Here is a 24,444-nt window from a genome sequence, read left to right on the forward strand (position 1 = left end):
GCCCGCCACTGCGTGAGGGGGCCGGGGGAGCGACCATGACGGCCCGGAGGCTCTTCTTCGCGCTGGTGGCGCTGCTGATCGTTGTCGGGACCGCTACCGCGGCGTGGCGCTACATCGACACCGGCGTGCCGTTCCTGCCCGGTGCCCAGAAGCCGGTCTGGCTGGTCGAGGCGCGGATCGACTTCGAGGCCCAGGGCGACTCCGTGCTGGTCAGTTTCAACGTCCCCGACCGTCCACCGGGGTTCGAACTCTCGCTCGAGCACACCGCCTCCCCCGGTTACGGCTTCTCCACCGTCGAACAGGACGGCGTGGTCCGCGGCGAGTGGACCATCGCCGAGGCCGAGGGCGATCAGACCCTCTACTACAAGGTCCACGCCACCCCGGATGGCTCAGACCACCGCGACCGGACGGTGGACCAGGCACCGGGTGAACCGGCCTCGCCGACCTGGTCCGGTGCGGAGGAGACCGCCGCCGAGCAGATCCTTGAGCGTGCCCAGGAGACCTCCGCCAGTCCGCAGAGTCTGGCGCGCCAGCTGATCTACGCCTTCGGGACCGGCCGGGACGGTTCCGCTGACCTGCTCCTCGACAACTACGATCGCGCCGTGGTCATCGAGCGGCTGCTCCACCACGCCGGCGTCCCGGCGCGCACCTCGCTGGCCCTGGAGTTGGAGGACGGGCGGCGCAACCAGACGCCGGTGCAGATGGTGGAGATCTTCGTCGACGACCACTGGCTACCCTTCAACCCGGTGACCGGGCAGCAGGGCATCGACGACGATGTGCTGCTCTGGCACCGGGGCGGGGCCTCGCTCATCGATCTCTTCGGCGGGCAGAACGCGCGCGTGGCCTTCTCCATGAACCGCCAGAACGTGCCGGCCGAGCAGCTGGCGCGGATGGAGGAGGGGGGTGGCGTGATGAGCGTGCTCAGCGTGCATCAGCTGCCCATCGAGCAGCAGACCGCCTTCAAGCTGCTCCTGCTGCTCCCGCTGGGCGCGCTGGTGACCGTCTTCCTGCGCATCATCGTCGGCATCCGTACCTCGGGGACGTTCATGCCGGTGCTCATCGCCCTGGCCTTCCTGCAGACAGAGCTGGTCGCCGGGCTGATCAGCTTCGTGGGCATCGTCGCCCTGGGCCTGCTGTTGCGCGGCTACCTATCGCGGCTCAACCTGCTGCTGGTGGCCCGGATCGCCACCGTGATCGTGATCGTGGTCTTCATGATTGGCCTGATGAGCCTGCTCGGCTATCAGCTCGGCTTCGCCACCGGCATGACCCTGGCCTTTTTCCCGATCATCATCATCGCCTGGACCATCGAGCGCATGTCCATCCTCTGGGAGGAGGAGGGGGCCCGCGAGGTGCTCACCCAGGGCACCGGCAGTCTGGTCGTGGCGCTGGCCGCGTACCTGCTCATGAGCCGCCCGCTGGCCGAGCACCTGACCTTCAACTTCCCCGAACTGAATCTGGTGGTGGTCGCGCTGATCATGCTCATGGGGCAGTACACCGGCTACCGGCTGGTCGAGCTCAAGCGCTTCAGCGCCTTCCGGGAGGCCTCGGGATGATCCTCCGCCACTGGCGCACGGCCCGGCGCCTGCGGCAGGCGGGGATCCTCGGGATGAACCGGCGCAATGTCCACTACATCGGCCAATACAACGACCGGCGGCTGTACCCGCTGGTCGACGACAAGCTGCGCACCAAGCTGCTGGCCGAGGAGCATGGGGTCGGCACCCCGTCGCTGCGCTTCACCATCCGTCACCAGCACGAGGTCCGCGATCTGGCCGGGCGCCTGCAGGGGGTAGACGAGTTCGTCATCAAGCCGGCCAAGGGGGCGGGCGGCAAGGGGATCCTGGTGGTGACCGGGCGCCGCGGCGACCGCTTCCTGACCGGCGGCGAGCGCGAGCTCTCGCTCGAGGATCTGCAGCGCCACGTCTCCAACACGCTGGCCGGGCTGCACTCGCTGGCTGGCATGCCGGATACCGCGGTGTTCGAGGATCGCATCCGCCTCGATCCCCGGTTCGAGGCCCTCTCCTACGAGGGCATCCCGGATATCCGCGTCCTGGTCTTCCTCGGCTATCCGGTGATGGCCATGCTGCGCCTGTCCACCAAGGACTCCCAGGGCAAGGCCAACCTCCACCAGGGGGCGGTGGGCGTTGGCCTGGACATCGCTACCGGCCGGTGTGCCCACGCGGTGCAGTACGACCAGCGCGTCTACCAGCACCCGGACACCGGGGTGACGCTCGACGACATCGACATCCCCGATTGGCGCTCGCTGCTGGAGCTTGCCGCGCGGTGCCAAGAGATGAGCGGCCTCGGTTACCTGGGGGCCGATCTGGTTCTGGACCGGGATCGGGGCCCGCAGCTGCTGGAACTCAACGCCCGCCCCGGCCTGTCGGTGCAGATCGCCAACGGCTGCGGGTTGCTGCCGCGCCTGGGGGCCATTGAGGCCCTGGAAAGCCGGCACGCCACCGCCGAGGCGCGCGTCGGCTGGGCCATGGAGCAGTTCGCCGTCAGCACCTGAGGCGACGCCCTCTGGCCCCGAAGGCCGAAGCGCCAGTACGATGCGCCTCGTGTTCATTGGGGGTGAGTGACCATGGCTGTTGCCGAGATCCTGATCGCCATCCTGGTGCTCTGCCTGCTGGTACTGGCCAGCTCGGTCCTGCGCGCCTACACGCTGTGGGCGCGGCGGCTGTTCCTGCCGGCGTCGATCATCGCCGGTGCCGTGGCGCTGCTGCTCGGCCCGGAGGTGCTGGGCCGGTTCATCGGCAGCCCCTTCGAGGACGGCGCGGGGCTGTTCCCGGACTACGTCTACGACACCTGGTCGGCCATCCCCGGATTGTTGATCAGCGTCGTCTTCGCCGCCCTCTTTCTCGGCAAGCCGCTGCCGGGGCTGCGCGAGATCTGGCTGCGCGCCGGCCCCCAGGTCGTGGTCGGGCAGACCATGGCGTGGGGGCAGTACGTGGTGGGCATCCTGCTGGCTTTGCTGGTGCTGACGCCGGTCTTCGGCCTGAGTCCGATGGCCGGGGCGCTGATCGAGATCGGCTTCGAGGGCGGCCACGGCACGGCCGCCGGCATGGCCGGTACCTTCGAGGATCTCGGCTTCCCCGCCGGGGCCGATCTGGCCCTAGGGCTGGCCACCGTAGGCCTGGTCGGCGGCGTCGTGGTCGGCACCATCCTGATCAACCTGGCGGTGCGTCGGGGGATCATCGATCACCCGGAGAATGCCCAGGGGCCCGGTAGCGCCCAGGAGCGCTTCAGCGACCGTGAACTCCACCTCCTGCGCCGCGACCGCCAGCAGGAGAGCCAGACCACCGATCCGCTCACCGTCCACCTGGGCCTGGTCGCCCTGGCCGTGGTGCTGGGCTGGGGGATGCTCTCGGCGCTGCAGTGGCTCGAGGCGGTCACCTGGGCGCGTGACGGCGGGGTGGAGATCCTCCAGCACGTGCCGTTGTTCCCGATGGCCATGCTCGGCGGCGTGCTGCTGCAGGTGTTCATCATCCGCTCCGGCTATGCCGAATATGTGTCGGAGCGGACCATGTCGCGGATCTCCGGCACGGCGCTGGACTTCACCATTGTCGCCGCCCTGGCCACCCTGTCGCTGACCGCCCTCGGCGAGCATCTGGTGCCCTTCCTGCTGTTGGCCGCAACGGGCATCGCCTGGTCGTTGTTCGTGCTGGTGGTGATCGCTCCACGCGTCATCCCCTTCGACTGGTTCGAGCGTGGTGTGGGTGACTTCGGTCAGTCCATGGGCGTGACGGTTACCGGCGTGCTGCTCATGCGCATGGCCGACCCCAACAACCGTTCCGGCGCCCTGGAGAGCTTCGGCTACAAGCAGCTGCTCTTCGAGCCCATCGTCGGCGGGGGGCTGTTCACCGCGGCATCGGTGCCGCTGATCTACCAGTTCGGGCCGGTCCCGGTGCTGATCCTCGCGGCCGTGATCACCACCGCGTGGCTGGCCCTGGGCTTCCTGTACTTCGGGCGCATGGTGCCGGACGGCGGGCGCGGCCGGCTGCGGCCGGCGGCGCGGGGCTGATCCCATGGACCGGGCGCCGCGGTGCGTCTCAGCGGGCCATCAGGCGCTGGTAGGCGTCGTTGATCCGCTGCAGGGTCGCGGTATCGCCGCCCCGGTCCGGATGGTGACGCATGGCCAGGCGCCGGTAGCGGCGCCGGATCTCCGCCGGCGGGGCTCCCGGGGCGAGGCCCAGCTCGGCGAGGTCCGCCGCCCGGTCGCCCGCGCCCAGGGCCCGGCACAGGCCGTCGGCGATCAGTTGCTCCACCGCGGCGTTGTCCATGCCCTCCAGGTTGCCCGGGTCGAGGTAGAAGGCGGCCAACGGGTCGGCGCCGATCAGCGCGCGCTCGGCCGCAGCGCGCCCGGGCAGCCGGTGCAGCCGGATGCACAGGCAGTGGATCTCCAACCCCAGGCCGGCCTCGGCCAGTGCCGGGCGCAATCGGTAGAGGGCGTGGAAGAGCAGGAAGTGGGCGCGGTAGAGCGCCGCCGGCTCGCTGCGCCCCTCGCGCGTGAACAGCGGATGCCCGTCGGCGGCGAGCCGGTCCATCAGGGTCATCTCGGTCACGCCCTCGGGATGGGCGTGGAGGATGGGCTCGATGGCGGCCTGCAGCTCGGCGATGGCGGTCTCCGGCTCCATGGCTGACGACTCTAGCGCGCGCCCGGACGCCGGTCATCCCTGTGCAGCGGGGTTGCCGCCGGTTCTGCGGGTGGCGGTGCCCCGCCCGCTGCAGGAGGCGCTGGATTACCGCCCGCCGTCCGGCGCCTGGCCGGATGACCCCGTCGGCTGTCGGGTCGAGGTGCCGCTCGGCCGCAGTCGCGCCGTGGGCATCGTCGTGGAGGTGTGCCGGGGCTCCGAGGTGCCGGCAGCGAGGCTGCGTGCCGCCACCGCCTGGGTGGATGAGCGGCCGCTGCTCGACGCCGAACTGCTGGAGACGCTCACCTGGGCGGCGCGCTACTACCGCTACCCGCTGGGCACAGCCCTGGCCACCGGGCTGCCGGGCCCGCTGCGCCAGGGCCGCCCGGCACGGCGGGCGGTGGCCTGGTGGCGCCTGGACGAGCGGCTGCGTGAGGATGATGCCCCGGTGCGCCGGGCCCCGCGCCAGGCGGAGCTGCGTCGCCGCCTGGTGGAGGCCGGCGGTGCCGCGCCCTGTGCCACGCTGGTGGCGGAGCAGCCTGCCTGGCAGCGGGCCGGGCGCCTCATGGAGCGGGCCGGCCTGCTCCATCGCGAGTACCACCCGGCCGAGCGCGGGGCCGAGACGGTGCCGGCGCCCCGCCCGGGGCCAGAGCTTGACGCCGATCAGCAGCGCGCCCTGGCCGCGATCCTGGATACCGAGGGGTACGCCGCCTTCCTGCTCGAGGGGGTGACCGGCAGCGGTAAGACCGAGGTCTATCTGCAGGCCGCAGCCCGGGCGCTGGCCTCGGGGCGGCAGGTGCTGATCCTGGTCCCCGAGATCGGACTCGCCCCGCAGTTCCTTGAGCGCCTGCGCGAGCGCCTGCGCGGCTCGGTGGTGGTGCTCCACTCCGGGCTGTCCGGCGCCGACCGCGCCGAGGCCTGGCTGGCCGCCCGGGACGGCGACGCGGCGGTGATCCTCGGCACCCGCTCGGCCATCTTCACGCCGCTCCCGCGTCCGGGGCTGATCGTCGTCGACGAGGAGCACGACCCCTCGTTGGCACAACAGGAGGGGTTCCGCTACTCGGCGCGGGACCTGGCGGTTCTGCGGGCCCGCACCCTGGATGTGCCGGTCGTGCTCGGCTCGGCTACGCCCTCGTTGGAGTCTCTGCATAATGCGCGGGCCGGTCGCTACACCCACCTGCGCCTGCCGCATCGGGCGGGCGAGGCCCGTGCCCCGAGTGTGCAGCTGGTCGATATCCGCAGCCGCCGTCTGGTTGGAGGGATTTCCGCACCGCTGCAGGAGGCGTTGCGCCGGCACCTGGACGCTGGCTCGCAGGCGCTGCTGTTCCTCAACCGGCGCGGCTACGCCCCGGTGCTTACCTGCCACGCCTGCGGCTGGGTGGCCGAATGCCACCGCTGTGATGCGCGGCTGACCTACCACCGCAGCCGCGGCCAGCTGCGCTGCCACCACTGCGGATACAGCGCGCGCCTGCCGGCGGCCTGCCCGGATTGCGGTGCGGCGGATCTGCGCCCGCTGGGGCCCGGAACCGAGCGCCTTGAGGAGGCGCTCACGGAGCTCTTCCCCGGCGTGGGGCAGCTGCGCATCGACCGCGACACCACCCGGCGCCGCGGCGAGCTCGAGGCCCATCTTGCGGCCGCTCACCGGGGCGACGCCCAGTTGCTGATCGGTACGCAGATGCTGGCCAAGGGGCACCACCTGCCGGCGGTGACCCTGGTGGCGGTGATCGATGTGGATCAGGGGCTGTTCGGCGCAGACTTCCGGGCCACCGAGCGGTTGGCGCAGCTTGTGGTGCAGGTGGCCGGCCGCGCCGGGCGCGGCGATCAGCCCGGCGAGGTGCTGCTGCAGACCCGTCATCCGGAGCATCCGCTGCTGCGGGTTCTGCTCGAGCGGGGCTATCCCGCCTTCGCCGAGGCCCACCTGGCCGAGCGCCACGCCGCCGGCCTGCCGCCTTACGCCGCGCTGGCTCTTTTGCGTGCCGAGTCGGTGAATGCCGACGCACCGTACCTTTTCCTTGAGTCGGCGGCCCAGTATGGTCGAAGCCGGGTCGGCGCGGACGGCGGGGTGGAGCTGCTCGGCCCGGTGCCGGCGCCCATGGAGCGGCGCGAGGGTCGGCACCGGGCGCAGTTGATGATCCGCGCCGAGCGGCGGGTCGATCTGCAGCGTTTTCTGGTGAGTTGGAGCGGCGGGCTCGGCAGCCTGGAAGGGGCCCGCCAGGTCCGCTGGTCGCTGGATGTGGACCCGGTAGAGATGGTCTGAGTCCCGGTGTAGAGGACAGGGAGGGGTGACTCGTGTTCGTGATCAGCAAGCTCGCCGGGGCGGTCCTGATGCCCCTGAGCCTCCTGGTGCTGGCCGGCATCGTCGGCCTGGTCCTGCTCTTCACCCGCTACGGGCGCTGGGGTCGGGGGGTGCTGATCGTCACCGTGGCGGCGCTCTATCTAGCCAGCTGGGAACCGACCGCCAGCCGTTTGCTCGCCCCGCTGGAGCAGCGCTACCCGGCGCTGCTTGATCCGGCCGGGATCGCCGAGGGCGAGGAGGCGCCGGTGACCGACATCGTCGTCCTCGGCCACGGCCACCGGCTCGATCCGCAGCTGCCGGTCACCGCGCAGGCCAACGCCGACGGCGTTACCCGGGTCCTCGAAGGAGTGCGCCTCCAGCGCCACTTTCCGCAGAGCACCCTCTGGCTGACCGGCGGTGCGGTGCGCGGCGATACCCCCAACTCGGCGGTGCTCCACCGTCTGATGGGCGAGGTTGGCCTCGACGCCGGCGCTGTCGAGCGCCTGGCCGAGCCCCGCAATACCGCCGAAGAGGCCCGGGCGATGGCCGAGCGGCTCGGCGATGAGGCCGGGTCGATCATCCTGGTCACCGAGGCCTCGCACATGCCGCGGGCCATGGGCCTGTTCCGGGGGCAGGGGCTCAAGCCGATCCCCGCCCCGACGCGCCACCGTGTGCGCGAACGGGAGCCCGGCGCGGAGGCCCATCCGGGCCACGGGTTGCGTCCCTCGGTACACGCGCTGCACATGACCGAGCGCGCCTTCCACGAGTACCTGGGGATCGCCTGGGGGCGGATCCGCGGGGAGATCCGCGCCGCGGAACGCTGACGCGGCTCCGGACGGCTCAGGCGCGCTCGACCTGGTGCTGGGAGACGGTCAGCGTGGTGTGCTGCCCGGCCACGTCGAGCAGGATCATGACCCGCTCCTCGCTGCGCGAGGCACGGAAGATCCCCTCGTAGGACTGGAATGGGCCGTCGAGCACGCGCACCCGCTCGCCGGGCTGCAGGGGCTCGGGGGCCAGGTCGCAGTGGCCGTCCTCGATGCGCTGCCGGATGGTTTCCACCAGCCCGTCCGGCACGCGGGCCGGCCAGGTGCCGAAGCGCACCAGCCCGCTCACGCCGGTGGTCGAGCGGATCGGGCTCCAGTCCTCGACCCCTGCGGCCAGACGGATGAACAGGTAGCGCGGGAACATCGGCTCGACGACGGTCTGATACCGCCGCTGGCGCCGACGCCGGAACCGCGCCATGGGCAGGAAGCAGCGATAGCCCTGGTGATCCAGGTTCCACCAGGCCCGCTCCTCCTGCCTAGGCTTGCTGTAGACGAGATACCAGGCGTCCGAACGCCCGAAGTCCTCGACGAGATCTTCCGCCTGCATGGTGTGCACTCCGCCCTGATCCGCGCCGACCGGCCGCCGGGCCGTAGGGGTTATTTCCACTCCCGCTGACCGCCGATCTCGACGGCGAGCCGGTCGTCATCCTTGAGGACGTAAGTGGCACCGCAATAGGGGCAGATCATGCTGCCGGTCTCGTGGACGGGCAGGTAGACCCGCGGATGGGAGTTCCACAGGTACATGCCGGGCAGCGGGCAGCAGACCGGCAGGTCCCGGGCGGTGACCTCATAGCGGTTCGCCGCGTTCGGCTGTACCAGGTCTGTGCGATCGTGGGTCTGGGGATCCGGCACCATGCTCTCCCGCTTGGCTGCTGATCGTGATGCCGATTGTAACCGAGGCAGGCACCACGTAGGCTATTGCCTACAGTCCACCCGGGTCTGCCTCGTGAGTCAAGAGACACCGCCCCCGAATCGCATCCAGCTGCTCCGTACCCAGCTCTGGGCGTGGGCCGGCGAAACCGGCTACCGCGAGGCGGTGCGCATCGGCGCGCCGCGCTCCCGCGAGGCGGTGCCGGTGGTGGACCTGGTCCACGAGGAGCCGCCGGTGGCCCTGGCCACCCTGCTTGGCCTGCTCGAGCAGGACCGCTTCGAGGCCCCGGTGCTGCTCATCGAGCGGGGCCTGGACCGGGCCGGCACGCCGTTCCTCCACCACGAGAACGCCACCGCGGCCCTAGGGGCGGCGTGCGCGGCCCTGCACGCGCGCAGGATCGCTGGCGCGGGAACGGGCCCCGAGCTGCTCGGTGATCTGCTCGGCGTCTGGCTGATCGGCGCTGTGGCCGACTTCCCCGAGGCCCACGAAGCCTATCTGCGCGACCTGGCCCGGGGCATGGGTCCGGCGATGGTCCCCCAGGGGTGGGCGGGCACGCTCCTCCACGCCAGCCCCGCCGCCAGCGACGCGCGCGAGAGCCTGGTGGTGAACCTGATCCACGAGGCCGTGGTCGAGCGCGCCCCCGGTGCCACGCTGCGCACGGTCGGGCACGCCCTGTCGGTGCTCGACGCAGCCGGCGAGGCGGATCACGCCGTGGCCTGGCGCCGGGCGCTGGCCTTCGTGATCGGCGCCGAGCTCCACCACCACCCGGCCGGCCGCTTGTACTCGGAGTACCACGCCCACCTTGAGGCACCGGCCAGCCGCCACCGCCGCGCCGTGCTGTTCATCCAGCAGGAGGCCATCCCGGCCTACCACTCGGTCGGCGATTGATCCCGCACTCGGCGGACGGTCAACGCCCTTCCTCGTCGTGACGGTTCTCCAGGTCCCGCAGCTGCACGTGCAGGGCCCCCACCGAGATCTGCAGCTCGCGCAGGGACAGCCCCAGCGAGGCGAGCATCAGGATCAGACTGATGGTGAAGAGCACCTTGCCTAGCAGCATCGATCCGGCGAACAGGACCAGCATGCACAGGACGCAGAAGAACAGGCTGGCCACTCCGGCGACCTGCATGTTGCGGATGAGCAGCACGCGCTTGCGCAGGTTCTCGATCTGGGTGCGCAGGCACACGTCGTGGGTGGAGCGGTACTTGGATTCCAGGTCGCGGATCAGCGAGGCCAGCCCCATGAAGCGGTTGGTGTAGGCGAGCAGGAGCAGCGAGATGGCGGGGAAGAGCAGTGCCGGCGTGGACAGGGTCAGTTCGGCGGTTGGCTCGGGTGCCTGGAACATCCGCGGGCCCTCCGGTCAGGGTGGCTGAGACCCCATGATACGGACACGCGCCACGGCTGCCACCTCGTCGCGCCGGCTTCTGTCGGCTCCGGCGCCGCGGCTATAATCCCCGACCCGTTCTTCGACAGGATGCCCGCTCGCCCATGAACCTCCCGCTGCCCGGCTTCCGCGATGTCCGGGTCGTCGTCGCCGGCGACCTGATGCTCGACCGCTACTGGCACGGGGCCACCCAGCGCATCTCGCCGGAAGCGCCGGTGCCCGTGGTGCGGGTCGATGACGCCGAGGAGCGCCCGGGCGGTGCGGCCAACGTGGCGCTCAACGTGGCCGCCCTCGGCGGCGCGGCGCAAGTGATCGGCCCCACCGGCAGCGACGAGGCCGCCGACCGGTTGGCGCAGTTGCTCGAGGCCGCCGGCGTCGGCCAGCGCTTCCACCGCATTCCCGGCGCCGACACCATCACCAAGTTGCGCGTGATCAGCCGCCATCAGCAGCTGATCCGTCTCGACTTCGAGCGCGGTTTCCCCGGCTTTGATCGCGCCGCCATGCTGGCGCTGCTTGAGCCGGTGCTGACCGACACCGCGGTGGTGGTGCTCTCGGATTACGCCAAGGGGGCCCTGCCCGATCCGGCCGGGTTGATCGACGCCGCCCGCCGCGCTGGGCGGCCGGTGCTGGTCGATCCCAAGGGGGCGGATTACCGTCGTTACCGCGGCGCCACTCTGCTCACGCCCAACCTGGCGGAATTCGAGGCGGTGGTTGGGCCCTGCGCGGACGGCGACGAGATCGCCCGGCGCGCGGCGATGGTGGCGGCAGAGCTGGAGCTCGAGGCGCTGCTGGTCACCCGGGGCGAGGCGGGGATGACCCTGGCTCCGCGGGAGGGCGCTCCGGTGCACCTGCCGACCCGGGCGCGGGAGGTCTTCGATGTCACCGGCGCCGGCGATACCGTGATCGCGACCCTGGCCGCCGCGCTGGGTGCCGGGGTGGACCTCGCCGATGCCGCCGCCCTGGCCAACCTGGCCGCCGGCGTGGTGGTGGGCAAGCTGGGCACGGCCACGGTCACTCCGGCGGAGCTGGAGGCCGCGATGGGCGGCGCGGGCGGCCAAGCAGCGGGCGCCGGTGTGGTCGACGAGCCAGGTCTGCTCGCCGCCGTCCGGCAGGCCCGGGCGGCTGGAGAGCGCATTGTGATGACCAACGGCTGCTTCGATCTGCTGCACGCCGGCCACGTCGACTACCTGCAGCGGGCCCGCCGGCGGGGCGAGCGGCTGGTGGTGGCCGTCAACGACGACGCGTCGGTGGCGCGGCTCAAGGGGGCGGAGCGGCCGGTCACTCCGCTGGAGCAGCGCATGGCGGTGCTCGCCGGCCTGGATGCGGTGGACTGGGTGGTGCCGTTCAGCGAGGACACCCCGGCGCGGCTGATCGAGGTCGTGCTGCCGGATCTGCTGGTCAAGGGCGGGGACTACCGGCCTGAGCAGATCGCCGGCCACGACGCCGTGGTCGCCGCCGGCGGTGCCGTGGAGGTCTTGCCCCTGCTCGCCGGCGCGTCGACCACGGAGCTGATCGCTCGCATCCGCGGCCGCGGCTAGCCGTCCGCCGCGCTGCCCCGGCGTGGTACGCCGTGGTCGGCCAGGGCCGCATCCAGCCGTTCGACCACGTCGGCCACGCTGATCCAGTCCATGGCCTCGGGGTTGCGCACCCGGCGCCCCCAGCGGACCGATTCCACCGGCCGGCCGAGTTCGGCCTTGAGCGCCTCCGGGTAGCGGTTGGCGACGTATTCGAGGTTCAGGTAGGGGCCGGTACGCTGCGGGTTCGAGGTCGCGTAGAGCCCCACCACCGGCACCCCGCTGGCGTTGGCCAGGTGGAGCGGGCCGGAGTCCGGGCCGACGAACACAGTGGCCTGCTGCAGGACGGCCAGCAGCCCCTTCAGCGATGTCCGGCCGACCAGGTCGGCCACCGGCGCGCTGGTGGCGGCGGCGATGGCATCGGCGTACTCCCGCTCCAGCGCGGTGGGGCCGCCGGTCAGCGCCAGCGCCAGGCCGTACTCCTGGTAGGCGTACTCGGCCACGGCCGCATATTGGGTGGCCGACCAGTTGCGGAAGTTGCGCGCACGGATCGAGCTGCACGGGCTGATCGCCAGGAAGGGGCGGGCGGGCAGCCGGCCGGCCACCTCCGCCTCGGCCTCGGCGGGTACCGGCAGATCCCAGCGCAGGGTGCGTGCATCCAGCCCGGCTGCCTGCAGGAACTGGAAGAACCCATCGAGCACGTGGACCCGCGACGGTCCGGGGATCGCTCGGTGGGTGAACCACCGCTGGCCATTACGGGCGCGCGGCCGATCGAAACCGATTCGGGTGTCGGCCCGGATCGCCGTCGAGAGCAGGTTGGCCCGCCACGACGCCTGCATGTGTAACAGCACGTCGAAATGCCGGTCCGCCAGCTCCCCGCGCAGCTTGCGCACGGCGCCAAAGAGCCCGTCACCCTTGTCAACGACGATGAACTCCACCCCCGGCAGGTCGCCGACCAGGCGGTACTCCGTCTTGCCGACGACCCAGGTGATGGCGGTCTCCGGCCAGTGTTCGCGGAGCGTGTGCACCACCGGGGCCACATGGCTGCAGTCGCCGATGGCCGACAGGCGCAGCAGACAGATCGAGCGGGGGGGTGTGGATGGGTCTTGGGGCATCGCTGAGCTTACTCCTCGAGCGCGTTGTGCCAGCCCTGACGCAGGGCGGCCAGATGGCTTTCCGGCACCGGCGCCACGGCGGCGTCGTTGCGCGCGATCTTGGCCAGGCTGCGCTGCAGTCGGGCGAGGTTGCGCTCGGCCCAGCGGCCGGCGCGGGGGCGCAGTCGGGCCCGGTCCAGATCGATGACGTGGGTGGTGCCGTCGGTGGTGAGCAGGATGTTGTGGGCGTTGAGGTCGGCGTGATCCAGGCCGCGCCGGTGCAGTCGGCCGATGCAGGCGCCGATGGCGCACCAGCGCTCGGCCGGCAGTGGTCCGTGGCGCAGCGTCTCGGTGAGGGTGGCCGCCGGCAGCCGCTCGAGCAGGATCTCGGCGCGGTAGCACGGTCCGGCCATGCGCACACGGGCGGCCAGCGGGGCGGGCACGGGGAAGCCCTCGTCGTGGAGCCGGGCGAGCAGCCACCACTCGCGCCAGGGGCGCGATGCGTGGAGCCGGCCCCGGGCATAGCAGTCGCCGAGCAGCGGGCCGAGGAGCCCACCCCGGCGATAGGGCCGCAGCACGGCCGGGATCCCGCCGACCTCCAGGAAACAGGCGCTGCCGCGACCGCCGCCGGGGCGTCCGCTGAGCCGACCGGCGCGCGCCAGGGCCTCCGGTTCGAAGAGCGCGGCGTCCGGCGCCGGTAAGCGGTCAGCATCGTAGAGGATGTACTGGGGGCCTTGGCGCGTCTGTTGCGGGTCCATGGCCGCCTACTCTGCCATACCGAGGCCCACACCGGTGGTGGTAAAGTGCCGTCATGGCACACTGGAGAATACCGTCGCGGGTCTTTCTCGTTGGCCCCATGGGTGCCGGCAAGAGCACCGTGGGGCGCGAGCTGGCCACCCTGCTGGGTCTAGAGTTCATCGACAGCGATGCCGCCATCGAGGCGCGCACCGGGGTGAGCATCCCGTGGATCTTCGATCTGGAGGGCGAGGCCGGTTTCCGCGCGCGCGAGGCGACGGTGATCGACGAACTGACCCGCCGGGACGGAGTGGTCGTGGCCACCGGCGGCGGCGCGGTTACCACGCCGGCCAACCGCGACCTGCTCGGCGCGCGCGGCGTGGTGGTCTACCTGTACACCCCGGTCTCGGTGCAGCTGCAGCGCACCCGCCACGACACCAACCGGCCGCTGCTCCAGAGCGACGACCCCGAGGCGCGGCTGCAGGCCCTGCTCGCCGAGCGTGACCCCCTCTACCGGGAAGTGGCCGACGTGGTGGTGGAGACGACCGGTGGCAGGGCGCGGAGCGTGGCGCGGCGGATCATCGAGGCGTTGCAGGGGCAGGCCTCCTGAGCGTCGGCACCGACGAACGAGAGCAGACAGGCAGCAGGAGCGGTCATGCGGACACAATGGGTCGAGCTCGGGGAACGCAGCTACCCGATCTATATCGGTGACGGGGTCCTGGAGGAGGGGCTGCTCACCGGGCACCTGGAGGCGGATCGGGCGCTGCTGGTCAGCAACGAGACCGTAGCCCCGCTGTACGCCGGGCGCCTGGCCGCGCCGGGGGTCGAGGTGCAGTCGGTCACCCTGCGCGATGGTGAGCGCTACAAGACCCTGCAGACCTGTGAGCAGGTCTTCGACGCCCTGATCGAGGGCCGCTTCGACCGCTCGGCCACGGTGGTCGCCCTTGGCGGCGGGGTCATCGGCGATCTGGCCGGCTTCTGCGCCGCCACCTATCAGCGCGGCGTGGGCTACATCCAGGTGCCCACCACCCTGCTGGCTCAGGTCGACTCCTCGGTGGGAGGCAAGACCGGCGTCAACCACCCGCGCGGCAAGAACATGATTGGCGCCTTCCACCAGCCCCGCGCGGTGATCGCCGATACCGGCGTTCTCGCCACGCTCCCGGAGCGCGAGTACAACGCCGGTCTGGCCGAGGTGGTCAAGTACGGCCTGATCCGCGATCCCGCCTTCTTCGACTGGCTCGAGGGCAGTGTCGATGCCCTGCGCCGGCGCGATCCCGAGGCCCTGGCTCACGCCGTGGCCGAGTCCTGCCGCAATAAGGCTGAGGTGGTTGCTGCCGACGAGCGCGAGGCCGGTGAGCGCGCCCTGCTCAACCTGGGCCACACCTTCGGCCACGCCATCGAGACAGAGACCGACTACAGCACCTGGCTCCACGGCGAGGCCGTGGCGGTGGGGATGGTCATGGCGGCACGCATGTCGGTGCGCCTGGGCTGGCTGTCGCGCGACGGGCTGGAGCGCACCACCGCCCTGCTCGAGGCCTTTGGACTGCCCACGCAGCCGCCGGCGATCTCCGAGGAGCGCTTCCGCGAGCTGATGAGCGTGGACAAGAAGAATCGCGCTGGTCGGCTGCGCCTGGTGCTCCTGCGCGGCGTTGGCGACGCCGTGGTGACCAGCGAGTTCGCCGCCGAGGCGCTGACGGCCACACTGGCCGAGGCGGTCCGGGCGGGCTGAGCCCGCCGCAGCCTAGGTCAGCTCCTCGGGGCGGAACAGCCGGCGGTACTCCTCGATGGCGAACCGGTCGGTCATCCCGGCGATGTAGTCGGCCACGGCCCGTGCCCGCCCTGGCATGCCGTGGCGGGCCTCGCCGGCGTGGGCCGCATCGCGGGGCTGATCCGGCATCAGCTGCGGGTCGTCGAGGAAGACGTCGAACAGCCCCTGCACCACCACCTGGCTCTTGCGCACCATGCGCGCCACGCGGAAGTGGCGGTAGAGGCGGCGGAACAGGAAGTCCTTCAGGTCCTGGTGCCGCCGGGCCATGTCCGCGCTGAAGCCGATCAGCGGCCCCGGGTGCCGGCGTACCGCTTCGACGTCGGCGGGATCGGCGGCCTCGATGCGTGCCGCGGACTCGCGGATGAGATCCTCGACCTGGACGTTGATCATGCGCCGGACCACCTCGTAGATGGTGCGTCGCTCATCCAGATTGGGGTAGGCCGCCTCGACCTCAGCGAACAGCGGGCCGAGCAGGGTTGTCTCGCGGCACTCGGCGACGCTGATCAGCCCCGAGCGCAAGCCGTCGTCCACGTCGTGGCTGTTGTAGGCGACGCCGTCGCAGACGTTGACCAGCTGCGCCTCCAGCGTTGGCTGGCCGCCGTCGAGGAAGCGCTCGGCCACCGGGCCGAGCTGTCGGGCGCGCTCCACCGGGCAGCGCTTGAGCAGGCCCTCACGGGTCTCGAAGGTCAGGTTGAGCCCGTCGAACTTTGCATAGCGCTTCTCCAGGTCGTCGACCACGCGCAGGGACTGGATGTTGTGCTCGAAGCCGCCGAGCCCCTCCATGCGCTCGGCCAGGGCGTCCTGGCCGGCGTGGCCGAACGGGGTGTGACCCAGGTCGTGGGCGAGGGCGATGGCCTCGACCAGGTCGATGTTCAGGCCGAGGGCTTGGGCGCTGGTGCGGGCGATCTGGCCCACCTCCAGGGTGTGGGTCAGCCGGGTGCGGTAGAGATCGCCGACGTGGTTGACGAAGACCTGCGTCTTGTACTCCAGGCGCCGGAAAGCGCCGCAGTGGATGATGCGGTCGCGATCGCGCTGGAACTCGCTGCGGTGCCCGGGGTGGGGTTCCGCATACTGGCGACCGCGGCTGGCGCTCTCGGTGACGGCGCAGGGGCGTGGCGGGGTGGCGTGCAGGCTCACCGGTCGTCCTCGATTGCTCGGCTGGGGCGGTCAATGTGGGGGCGGGGGGCAGTTTCGTCAACGGCCGCCCCCGGTGGCGCCCCCTCCTCGACCAGGCGCGGCGTCACGAAGACCAGCAGCTCGTGGTGGCTCTGCTCCGATCGGCGCTGGCGGAACAGCCAGCCGACCAGTGGCAGGTCGCCGAGCCACGGCACCGCTTGACGCCGCTCGCGCTGCTCGTGCTCACGCACGCCGCCGAGGACGATGGTCTCGCCGGCCTGCACGCGCAGGCGGGTGGCGACGGCCTGGGTGTCGATGCTCGGCACGCCCTCGTAGATCTGCCCGACGGCGTCCTTGGTCACGCGCAGGGCGAGGTTCACCGCATCCCCGTCGGTCACCTGCGGAGTGGCGGTCAGCGACAGGGAGGCGTCCTCAAAAGCGACCGCGGTGGCGCCGGATTCGGCCGTCTCCTGGTAGGGGATCTGGACGCCCTGCTCGATGCGCGCCGTCTGCCTTTCGGTGGTCAGGACCCGCGGGCTCGAGACCACGCGCCCGTGGCCCTCGGCCTCCATCGCCGAGAGTTCAAGCTGCAGCAGGCGCTCGCCCACCTCGCCTACGGAGACGCTCAGGCGCGCGCCTTCGCCCACCGGCGGCAGGTCGGCGAGTAGCCCGTCGCCCAGGGCGGCTCCCTCACTGCCGGGTAGGGTGTCGAAGGCGAAGTGGCCGTCGCCGCGTTGGCTCGAAAGGCCCAGGCGGCTGCCGAGTTCCCGCGCGTACTCGCCCGAGGCAAGGACGATGCGCGCCTCGATCATCACCTGGCGGTTGGCCCGGTCCAGTTTGTCGATGAGCCGCTCGGCCTCGTCGAGGTGCTCCGGCTTATCGTGCATGATCAGTGTGTTGGTGCGCTCGTCGACGCTGGCATGGCCGGACTGGGAGAGTACACCGGTCTCCTCGCGCAACAGCTCGGCCAGCTTTCCGGCGTCGGCGTGAACCAGGGGCAGAGTGCGCAGGGAGGCCTCGGCGCCGGTGTCGCCGTCCCCGTCGAGCGGGCCGTGGAACGGGTCGGGCGGCCCGGCGTGCGTGCCGGTGGGGGCAGCCAGCAGCACGGCCGTGACCGCGGGGAGCAGTTGGCGTCTCATGGCTCGTCCTTCGGCGGGTGCAGGACCAGGGTCACCTCGGCCTCGAGCCGTGGTGGTTCGGCGGCGCGCAGACGCAGGTGATCGAGGCCGCGCTGCCGCGGGGCCGCGGCCTCGTCGGCGAGCCAGTCGCGGAGCGCCGCGTAATCGCCGGAGATACGCAGCTGCGCGACGACCCGACCGTCACCGCCCGCTGGGTCCCGTCGCAGGTCCTCGAGGATCAGATCCCGTGCCTCCAGGCTCCGGCTCAGTGCGCCGAGCTGCTCGCGCAGGGGTGTCCCGGGCGCCGCGTCGGGGGCCGGGTCCGGAGGCCGCGGCTCGGCGCGCAGGGAGAGCGAGCGCCGGCCGTTGTCGGTGCGGCGCATCTGCTCCAGCTCGATGTCCTCGAAGCCCGCCTCCTGCAGCGCCGCCAGGTAGCGTTCGGCGCACTCGGGGGCGGCGGCCAGGGCGTCGACGCGCAGCGTGTTGCCGAGCTCGACAGCCGTCAGGCGGGCGCGCTCGGGCAGTGCGCCGGCCAGCGTGTCGAGCCACCCGGGGGCCGCGCGCCGGCGTGCGTCTGCGGGGTCGGGGGGTGGATCGGGCGGGGCCGGATCCGCGGCAGGGCCCTCTCGTTCCTCCGGCGGCTGCGGATCCCGCCCGTGGTCGGCGGTGGGCGGCTCCACGTCGGTGTCGGCGTGGTCGCCGGCTCCGGGGGCGAGCGTACTGCCCCAGTGGGCGTGGGCCGCCACCCCCGCCAGGCCGGCGGCCAGCGCAGCGCCGGCGGCGGTGCGCAGGGCGTGCCCGTTGTCGCGGGCGTTCGGGTCCCGCGCGTGGAGCAGGTTGTCCGGCCCCGGGCAGCGGGCCACCTCGGCCAGGGCCCGGGTCAGTCGGGCTGCCGGGGTGTCTGGCAACGGGGCCGGTGGCGTCCCGGTTGCCCGGGCCAGGGCATCGCGGCTGGTGAGCAGCGCCACCGGCCGCAGGCCAGACTCGTACAGCAGCGCGCGGGCGGCGTTCAGGTCGGTGTGTCGAGCGGCGAGCAGGCGCGGCCGCCGGCGCTCGTCGCCGAGGCAGTAACGCCAGGCGGAGGCCGGTGCAGGCAGGGCGCGGCGGACGTGCAGGCGCAGCACGGCGCGGTGCTCGGAGCGGCGCAGTCCGTCGGGCAGGCGGAGCCGATGGCGCTGCACGCGGCTCTCGGGCACGGCCATCGCGACCCGCGGCCGGCCAGCGTCGAGCCGGCGGCAGGCCGCGCGCAACGCCTCCCGTCGGCCCTCTGCGCCCGTGCCACGGACGGGTTCCGCGGTGTAGGCGTAGTGGCTACGGCGCCGCAGGCAGACGTGCACGGTTCGTCCGGCCACGGCGACGCCGAGCGTCGCGGTGCTGGGCAGGGGCATCCCGTCTCCTCCCTGAGACGCTGGTTCCCGAGCCGCCGCCACCGGTCCCTGGTGCGCGGCGAAGAGCGTCCCCCCACTATAAGGCGGGAACTCGCCCGTTCAAGAGGTGGTCAGTATACTGCCTACAGAGTTTGCCAAGGCGCCTGCGCCCCGTCCCCATGAAGCGATTCCTGCGTACCCTTCTCTACACCACCGTCGCCCTGGTCGGTGTCGGCGCTGTCCTGGCCGCGGCGGCCGTGGCCTACGCCGTGTTCGTGCTCGCCCCGCAGCTGCCGGATGCCGAGTCGCTGCGCGACGTGCGCTTCCAGCAGCCGCTGCGTGTCGTCAGCGCCGAGGGTGAGCTCATCGCCGAGTACGGCGAGCAGCGGCGCCAGCCGGAGGATATCGACGATCTCCCCACCGATCTGCTGCTGGCGTTCATCGCCGCCGAGGACGACCGCTTCTACGAACACCCCGGGGTGGATTACCAGGGCCTTGCGCGTGCGGTCGGCCACGTGGTCCGCGAGCGTTCCTTCGGGCCCGGTGGTTCCACCATCACCATGCAGCTCGCGCGGAACTTCTTCCTTTCGCGCGAGGTGACCATCCTGCGCAAGGTCAACGAGATCCTCCTGGCGCTGCAGATCGAGCGGACGCTGTCCAAGGAGGAGATCCTCGAGCTCTACCTCAACAAGATCTACCTGGGCCATCGCGCCTACGGCGTGGCGGCGGCCGCGCAGGTCTACTACGGCAAGGACCCCGACGAGCTCGATCTGGCCCAGATGGCGATGATCGCCGGCCTGCCGAAGGCGCCCTCGGTAGCCAACCCCATCCGCAATCCGCAGCGGGCGCTCCAGCGGCGTGCCTACGTTCTCGGCCGGATGCTCAACGAGGGCTTCATCAGCCCGGAGCGCTATCAGGAGGCCATGGCTGCGCCGATCACCGCCGATTTGCACGCCTCGCGCAGCCGCGTGGACGCTCGCTACGTCGGTGAGATGGTGCGCCGGACCATGACCGAGCGCTACGGGCCCGAGGAGGCCTACACCGGTGGCTACACGGTCTACACCACCATCGAGAAGGACCGTCAGGACGCCGCCAACCGGGCCCTGCGCAGCGGCCTCCGCGATTACGACCGGCGCCACGGCTACCGGGGGCCGGAGGGCAGCGTTGAAGCGGAGCTGGTTGGCGATCCGGCGGCCATGGAGGAGGCACTGACCGCCCACCCGCCCTTCGGAGGCCTGCAGGCGGCCGTGGTGCTCGCCGTGGAGCCCGAGGCGGCGTGGGTCTGGCCGCGTGGCGGGCGCGTGCTACAGGTCGACTTCGAGACCATGGAGTGGGCGCGCCCCTACCGGGATGCCAACCGGCGCGGTCCCGCCCCGGAGGAGGCGGGCGACGTGGTGGAGGTCGGCGATATCGTGCGTGTCGCGCCGCGGGGCGAGGGGCGCGGTGCCCTCAGCGCCGTCCCCGATGTCTCCGGCGCGCTGGTGGCCCAGGACCCGATGGATGGCCGGGTGCGGGCGCTTGCCGGCGGCTTCGACTTCCGGCTCAGTTCCTTCAACCGGGCGGTGCAGGCGCGGCGGCAGACCGGTTCGGTGTTCAAGCCGTTCATCTACTCGGCGGCCCTCGAGAACGGCTACACGCCGGCCACCCTGGTCAACGATGCGCCGGTGGTCTTCCGGGACGATGCCCTAGAGAGCTACTGGCGGCCGGGCAACTACTCGGGCCGTTTCTACGGCCCCACCCGGCTGCGCGAGGCGCTGGTCTTCTCCCGCAACCTGGTCTCGATCCGGGTGCTGCGCGACGTCGGCATCGACCCGACCATCGCTCACGCCGCCCGCATCGGCTTCCCGGCGGAGAGCCTGCCGCGGGATCTCTCCCTGGCCCTGGGCAGCAACAGCGCCACCCCGCTGCAGATCTCCAGTGCCTTTGCGGCCTTTGCCAACGGCGGGTACCGCGTCATCCCCAATGTCATCGAGCGCGTCGAGGACGGCGCCGGCGAGGTGGTCTTCCGGCCGGATTTCCCGGAGGCGTGCGAGCTGTGTCGCGACGACCTGCCCATGGCCTCGGTCCCGGGCGAACGCATCGGCCTGTTCGATTTGCCGCCGCAGGCCGAGCGTGTCCTGCCCGAAGACAACGCATGGCTGATCAGCGACATGCTCTCCGATGTGGTGGAGCGCGGTACCGGCCGAGGGGCCCGGCGGGTGCTCGACCGCGAGGATCTGGCCGGCAAGACCGGCACCACCAACGACCTGCGCGATGCCTGGTTCGTGGGCTACAACCAGGACCTAGTGGCCACGGCGTGGATCGGCTTCGACGACCAGCGCAGCCTGGGCCGGGGCGAGACCGGCGCCACGGCCGCGCTGCCGATCTGGGCGCGGTTCATGTCGGTAGCCCTCGACGGGGTCGAGGAGCGCTCCGTTCCGCGCCCGGACGGTCTGGTCACGGTGCGCATCGATCCGGAGTCCGGGCGCGCGACGAGCTCCGAGAACCCAGAGGCAATTTTCGAGACCTTCCGCGAGGAGACCGTTCCGGTCCGCGAGGACCGCGATCGCCGGCAACGCGACGGCGAGCATTCGGAGCGGCAGCTCTTCTAGGCGGATGGCACCAGCAGACGGCCGGAGCAGGGGGGAAGCCATGGGACGCAGAAGTGCCAACCACCAGCGCGATCAGCGCATGCGGCTGAGCCTGATACGCGAGGCAGCGCGGCTGATGGCCGAGGACGGCGTACGTGATTACTACGCCGCCAAGCGCAAAGCGGCGGAGCGCCTGGGCGCCAGCGACACCCGTAACCTCCCCGGTAATCAGGAGATCCAGGAGGCGCTGCTGGAGTACCACACCGTCTTCGGTGGCGAGGAGCACGAGGCCGCGCTGCGCCATCTGCGCCGGCGTGCCCTGGAGGCGATGGATTTCTTCGCCGACTTCCGCCCGCGGCTGGTGGGGCCGGTGCTCGCCGGAACCGCCGACGCCGAGTCGCCGGTGCAGCTGCACGTCTTCGCCGATACCCCCGAGACGGTTCTGATGTTCCTCATGGACCGGCGCATCCCCTTCGAGTCCGATGAGCGGCGCCTGCGCTTCGGCCGCGACGGGTGGTCCATCCAGCCGATGTTCCGCTTCCTGGCCGGAGATACCGAGGTGGAGCTGACCGTTTTCTCGGAGGCCGGCCTGCGCGAGCCGCCCCGCAGCGAGGTCCACGGCGGGGCGATGGAGCGCGCCGGCGTTGCTGAGGTGACCGCGCTGCTCGAGGCGGTGGTGGGCGAGGAGTAAGGGGGCGGGGGGCCGCCCCGTGGCGCCGGGGGGGGGGGCCCCGGGGGGGGGGGGGGGGGGGGGGGGGGGTTTTTGGGGGGGGGGGGGCCGCCCGTTGCCGCCGGTGGCGGGGCAACGGGGGTCGAGCTCAATCCTTCCGGCGCTGATCGATGGGGACGTAATCTCGCCGAGCTGCGCCGGTGTAGAGCTGTCGCGGTCGCCCGATGCGCTGCTCCGGATCGGCGACCATCTCGTTCCACTGGGCCAGCCAGCCCGGCGTCCGGCCGAGGGCGAACATCACCGTAAAGAAGTCGGTGGGGATGCTCAGAGCCCGATAGATGATGCCCGAGTAGAAATCCACGTTCGGGTAGAGCTTGCGCTCGACGAAGTAGTCGTCCTGCAGTGCCCGCTCCTCAAGCTCCATAGCCAGCTCGAGCTGCGGGTCATTCTCGATGCCCAGGTCGTTGAGGACCTCGTGGCAGGTCTTGCGGATGATCCGCGCCCGCGGGTCGAAATTCTTGTAGACCCGGTGCCCGAAGCCCATCAGGCGGAACGGGTCATCCTTGTCCTTGGCCTTTTCGATGTACTTCGGCACCTGGCTGATGTCGCCGATCTCGTGGAGCATGTTCAGCACCGCCTCGTTGGCGCCACCGTGGGCGGGGCCCCACAGGGCGGCGCAGCCGCAGGCGATGGAGGCGAACGGGTTGGTGCCGGTGGAGCTGGCCAGGCGGACCGTGGAGGTCGACGCGTTCTGCTCGTGATCAGCGTGGAGGATCAGCAGCTGATCCAGCGCCCGCGCGTGGATCGGATTGATCTCGTACGGCTCCGTGGGGCGCGAGAACAGCATGTTGAGCAGGTTCTCGGTGTAGTAGAGCCGGTTGAGCGGGTAGACGAAGGGCTCGCCCGCCATGTGCTTGTAGGCCGCGGCGGCGATGGTGGGCATCTTGGCCAGCACGCGGTGGCAGGTGAGCATCCGGTTGCGCGGGTCCCCGAGCTTGATGGCGTCGTGGTAGAAGGCCGACAGCGATGCCACCACGCCGGTGAGCATGGCCATGGGGTGCGCGTTGTAGTGGAAGCCGTCGAAGAAGTCCTTCAACGACTCGTTGATCATAGCGTGCTCGGTCACCGCCCGGTTGAACTGGTCCAGCTCATCCTTGGTGGGCAGCTCACCGTGGAGCAGCAGGTAGGAGACCTCGAGGAAGTTGCTGTTCTCGGCCAGATCCTCAATGGGGTAGCCGCGGTAGAGGAGCACCCCGTTCTCGCCGTCGATGAACGTGATGTCGCTGCGACAGCTCGCCGTCGAGGTGAAGCCGGCATCGTAGGTGAAGTATCCAAACTCTTTGTACAGGTTCTGGATATCGACGACGGCCGGCCCGTGCGTTCCCTCGCGGATGGGCATCTCGACACTGTGGCCGGTGGTGTTGTCGGTGACGGTGACGGTTTTCGACGTCATGATGCCCCTCCGCTGCTGCCCTGGATAACCGCGCTCGGCGCAGTCCGGGGGTTACTGGCTGGAGCTGCCCCGGGTCATGCCGAAGCGCTTGCGGAAGCGGTCGACCTGCCCACCAGAATGGACCACACGCTGCTTGCCGGTGAAGAACGGATGGCTCCGGCTGGAGACCTCGATCTTGACCAGCGGGTACTCGTTGCCGTCCTGCCAGGTGATGGTCTCGTCGGTCTGGACCGTGGAGCGGGTCAGGAAGGAAAAGTCCGTCGAGATGTCCTGGAAAACGACTTCGCGGTACTCGGGATGGATGTCTTTCTTCATGGTGACCCTCTGCGACGTTCAGCCGCGTTCTTGAGCATGTTAAACCGCGGATAGTAGCCGCCGCAGCATAGGGGGTCAAGATGGCCTGCCGGCGCGCCGCAACGCTTGACAGCGGGCGGGTCGCCGCCTAGATTCCACGTCACGTGTCAGCCACACGAGGAGACCGTCATGCCGGACGGTAACGGCAGTACGCCAAGCAACGACGTCGTACCGCGAACCAACGCCCGTCCCGGGGTGCCGGCCGACTGACGGAGTCTCTGCCGTCTCTCTGTCTCCGGTGCCGCGGGTCGGGCACCCGAACACTCAGGAGGCAGAGATGACCATCACCACCGAGCATCAAGACCATGGCCTCGGCGCACCGGCTCGCGCCGAGTATGCAGACCGCCTGCCCGCCGCCGCGGCACGGCGCATCGCACAGATGGCCCCGGCCGAGCGCCCGGCGGCGCTGCGCGCCATGCCGGACGGGGAGAGCCTGGCCACCTTCCTGGAGATGCGCCCCGCTGCGCAGGCGAGCGTGCTCGAGCACATGGACCGAGGCCCGGCCGCCCGCCTGGCCAACCGTCTGCCGTTCAATACGCTGGCCCGCGTGCTTGAGCGCCTGGATCCGGAGTGCCGCGACGAGGTCGTACGCAACCTCCGCCCGCTCAAGCGCAGCCGCGTCGAGACGGTGCTCTCCGGGCGTCTGCAGTAATCCGGCTCGCCGCTCTCGCGGGGGTGCCCCGTCGGGGCCCCCCCCCCCGCG

23 protein-coding genes are annotated in these 24,444 nt (G+C 71.2%); 12 read left to right on the forward strand and 11 right to left on the reverse strand.

Annotated elements, in window-relative coordinates; translation table 11 throughout:
• The first annotated feature begins 35 nt into the window (after positions 1–35).
• From LRG07_RS06580 to LRG07_RS06590, 3 genes are all read left to right on the forward strand, one after another.
• Positions 36–1,553, forward strand: a complete 1,518-nt coding sequence (locus tag LRG07_RS06580) for an inactive transglutaminase family protein (protein ID WP_201173176.1) — start codon at positions 36–38, stop codon at positions 1,551–1,553.
• A complete protein-coding gene (locus LRG07_RS06585; RefSeq protein ID WP_238642015.1) occupies positions 1,550–2,509 on the forward strand; it encodes an alpha-L-glutamate ligase-like protein in 960 nt (319 codons plus the stop codon). Before LRG07_RS06580 ends, LRG07_RS06585 begins: the two co-directional genes overlap by 4 nt.
• Positions 2,510–2,581: 72 nt before the next feature.
• Positions 2,582–4,021 carry a sodium/glutamate symporter gene (locus tag LRG07_RS06590; RefSeq protein ID WP_201173165.1) on the forward strand — a complete coding sequence of 480 codons (1,440 nt, stop codon included), beginning with the start codon at positions 2,582–2,584 and terminating at the stop codon, positions 4,019–4,021.
• A 28-nt stretch (positions 4,022–4,049) separates the two neighbouring features.
• Here LRG07_RS06590 and LRG07_RS06595 read toward each other — a convergent pair whose 3' ends face one another.
• Positions 4,050–4,634, reverse strand: a complete 585-nt coding sequence (locus LRG07_RS06595; protein ID WP_201173163.1) for a DNA-J related domain-containing protein — start codon at positions 4,632–4,634, stop codon at positions 4,050–4,052.
• On the opposite strand from LRG07_RS06595, the gene LRG07_RS06600 reads away from it, so the two are divergent.
• A complete protein-coding gene (locus tag LRG07_RS06600; protein ID WP_370641516.1) occupies positions 4,633–6,888 on the forward strand; it encodes a primosomal protein N' in 2,256 nt (751 codons plus the stop codon). The genes LRG07_RS06595 and LRG07_RS06600 overlap by 2 nt on opposite strands.
• Positions 6,889–6,920: 32 nt before the next feature.
• Complete coding sequence (locus LRG07_RS06605) at positions 6,921–7,730, forward strand: ElyC/SanA/YdcF family protein (RefSeq protein WP_238634987.1); 810 nt, start codon at positions 6,921–6,923, stop codon at positions 7,728–7,730.
• A 16-nt stretch (positions 7,731–7,746) separates the two neighbouring features.
• Here the strand turns inward: LRG07_RS06605 and rfaH are convergent, their stop codons facing one another.
• Together rfaH and LRG07_RS06615 are read right to left on the reverse strand one after the other, a co-directional pair.
• Entirely contained in the window at positions 7,747–8,277 is a 531-nt protein-coding gene (rfaH, locus tag LRG07_RS06610; RefSeq protein WP_201173158.1) for a transcription/translation regulatory transformer protein RfaH, read from the reverse strand.
• Between the two features lie 50 nt (positions 8,278–8,327).
• Positions 8,328–8,582: a zinc-finger domain-containing protein gene (locus LRG07_RS06615; protein WP_201173389.1), complete on the reverse strand. Its 255-nt coding sequence runs from the start codon at positions 8,580–8,582 to the stop codon at positions 8,328–8,330.
• A 94-nt stretch (positions 8,583–8,676) separates the two neighbouring features.
• On the opposite strand from LRG07_RS06615, the gene LRG07_RS06620 reads away from it, so the two are divergent.
• Positions 8,677–9,489: a hypothetical protein gene (locus tag LRG07_RS06620; protein ID WP_201173156.1), complete on the forward strand. Its 813-nt coding sequence runs from the start codon at positions 8,677–8,679 to the stop codon at positions 9,487–9,489.
• Positions 9,490–9,508: 19 nt separating this feature from the next.
• Here the strand turns inward: LRG07_RS06620 and LRG07_RS06625 are convergent, their stop codons facing one another.
• Positions 9,509–9,943: a DUF2721 domain-containing protein gene (locus LRG07_RS06625; RefSeq protein WP_201173155.1), complete on the reverse strand. Its 435-nt coding sequence runs from the start codon at positions 9,941–9,943 to the stop codon at positions 9,509–9,511.
• A gap of 143 nt (positions 9,944–10,086) precedes the next feature.
• On the opposite strand from LRG07_RS06625, the gene hldE reads away from it, so the two are divergent.
• On the forward strand, positions 10,087–11,520 hold the full coding sequence (gene hldE, locus LRG07_RS06630) for a bifunctional D-glycero-beta-D-manno-heptose-7-phosphate kinase/D-glycero-beta-D-manno-heptose 1-phosphate adenylyltransferase HldE (RefSeq protein ID WP_238633255.1): 1,434 nt from the start codon (positions 10,087–10,089) through the stop codon (positions 11,518–11,520).
• Here the strand turns inward: hldE and LRG07_RS06635 are convergent.
• Together LRG07_RS06635 and LRG07_RS06640 are read right to left on the reverse strand one after the other, a co-directional pair.
• On the reverse strand, positions 11,517–12,611 hold the full coding sequence (locus LRG07_RS06635) for a glycosyltransferase family 9 protein (protein WP_238642016.1): 1,095 nt from the start codon (positions 12,609–12,611) through the stop codon (positions 11,517–11,519). The two genes, hldE and LRG07_RS06635, sit on opposite strands and share 4 nt — an antisense overlap.
• An 8-nt stretch (positions 12,612–12,619) precedes the next feature.
• Positions 12,620–13,348, reverse strand: coding sequence for a 3-deoxy-D-manno-octulosonic acid kinase (locus tag LRG07_RS06640; RefSeq protein WP_201173150.1), 729 nt, complete (start codon positions 13,346–13,348; stop codon positions 12,620–12,622).
• Between the two features lie 53 nt (positions 13,349–13,401).
• Between LRG07_RS06640 and aroK the strand changes: the two genes are divergently transcribed.
• Together aroK and aroB are read left to right on the forward strand one after the other, a co-directional pair.
• Complete coding sequence (gene aroK / locus LRG07_RS06645) at positions 13,402–13,935, forward strand: shikimate kinase AroK (protein ID WP_201173149.1); 534 nt, start codon at positions 13,402–13,404, stop codon at positions 13,933–13,935.
• Between the two features lie 45 nt (positions 13,936–13,980).
• Positions 13,981–15,054: a 3-dehydroquinate synthase gene (gene aroB / locus LRG07_RS06650; protein ID WP_238634983.1), complete on the forward strand. Its 1,074-nt coding sequence runs from the start codon at positions 13,981–13,983 to the stop codon at positions 15,052–15,054.
• A 12-nt stretch (positions 15,055–15,066) separates the two neighbouring features.
• Here the strand turns inward: aroB and LRG07_RS06655 are convergent, their stop codons facing one another.
• From LRG07_RS06655 to LRG07_RS06665, 3 genes are read right to left on the reverse strand one after another with little or no spacing between them, the layout of a single operon-like run.
• Positions 15,067–16,230 carry a deoxyguanosinetriphosphate triphosphohydrolase gene (locus tag LRG07_RS06655; protein ID WP_201173146.1) on the reverse strand — a complete coding sequence of 388 codons (1,164 nt, stop codon included), beginning with the start codon at positions 16,228–16,230 and terminating at the stop codon, positions 15,067–15,069.
• Entirely contained in the window at positions 16,227–17,348 is a 1,122-nt protein-coding gene (locus tag LRG07_RS06660) for a secretin N-terminal domain-containing protein (protein WP_238642017.1), read from the reverse strand. The genes LRG07_RS06655 and LRG07_RS06660 overlap by 4 nt, the downstream gene beginning before the upstream one ends.
• A complete protein-coding gene (locus LRG07_RS06665) occupies positions 17,345–18,715 on the reverse strand; it encodes a hypothetical protein (protein ID WP_238642018.1) in 1,371 nt (456 codons plus the stop codon). The genes LRG07_RS06660 and LRG07_RS06665 overlap by 4 nt, the downstream gene beginning before the upstream one ends.
• A gap of 158 nt (positions 18,716–18,873) precedes the next feature.
• Between LRG07_RS06665 and LRG07_RS06670 the strand changes: the two genes are divergently transcribed.
• On the forward strand, positions 18,874–21,285 hold the full coding sequence (locus tag LRG07_RS06670) for a penicillin-binding protein 1A (RefSeq protein ID WP_238642019.1): 2,412 nt from the start codon (positions 18,874–18,876) through the stop codon (positions 21,283–21,285).
• Between the two features lie 40 nt (positions 21,286–21,325).
• Positions 21,326–21,955, forward strand: coding sequence for a hypothetical protein (locus LRG07_RS06675; RefSeq protein WP_238642020.1), 630 nt, complete (start codon positions 21,326–21,328; stop codon positions 21,953–21,955).
• Positions 21,956–22,082: 127 nt separating this feature from the next.
• Here LRG07_RS06675 and LRG07_RS06680 read toward each other — a convergent pair whose 3' ends face one another.
• Both LRG07_RS06680 and LRG07_RS06685 read right to left on the reverse strand, forming a co-directional pair.
• On the reverse strand, positions 22,083–23,387 hold the full coding sequence (locus LRG07_RS06680; protein ID WP_201173135.1) for a citrate synthase: 1,305 nt from the start codon (positions 23,385–23,387) through the stop codon (positions 22,083–22,085).
• 51 nt (positions 23,388–23,438) lie between these two features.
• Complete coding sequence (locus LRG07_RS06685; RefSeq protein ID WP_201243097.1) at positions 23,439–23,702, reverse strand: type B 50S ribosomal protein L31; 264 nt, start codon at positions 23,700–23,702, stop codon at positions 23,439–23,441.
• A gap of 316 nt (positions 23,703–24,018) precedes the next feature.
• On the opposite strand from LRG07_RS06685, the gene LRG07_RS06690 reads away from it, so the two are divergent.
• Entirely contained in the window at positions 24,019–24,393 is a 375-nt protein-coding gene (locus LRG07_RS06690) for a magnesium transporter MgtE N-terminal domain-containing protein (protein WP_201173112.1), read from the forward strand.
• Positions 24,394–24,444 lie beyond the last annotated feature (51 nt).

The sequence above is a fragment of the Halorhodospira sp. 9622 genome, assembly GCF_022228025.1.
GTDB classification, from domain to species: Bacteria; Pseudomonadota; Gammaproteobacteria; order Nitrococcales; family Halorhodospiraceae; genus Halorhodospira; species Halorhodospira halophila_A.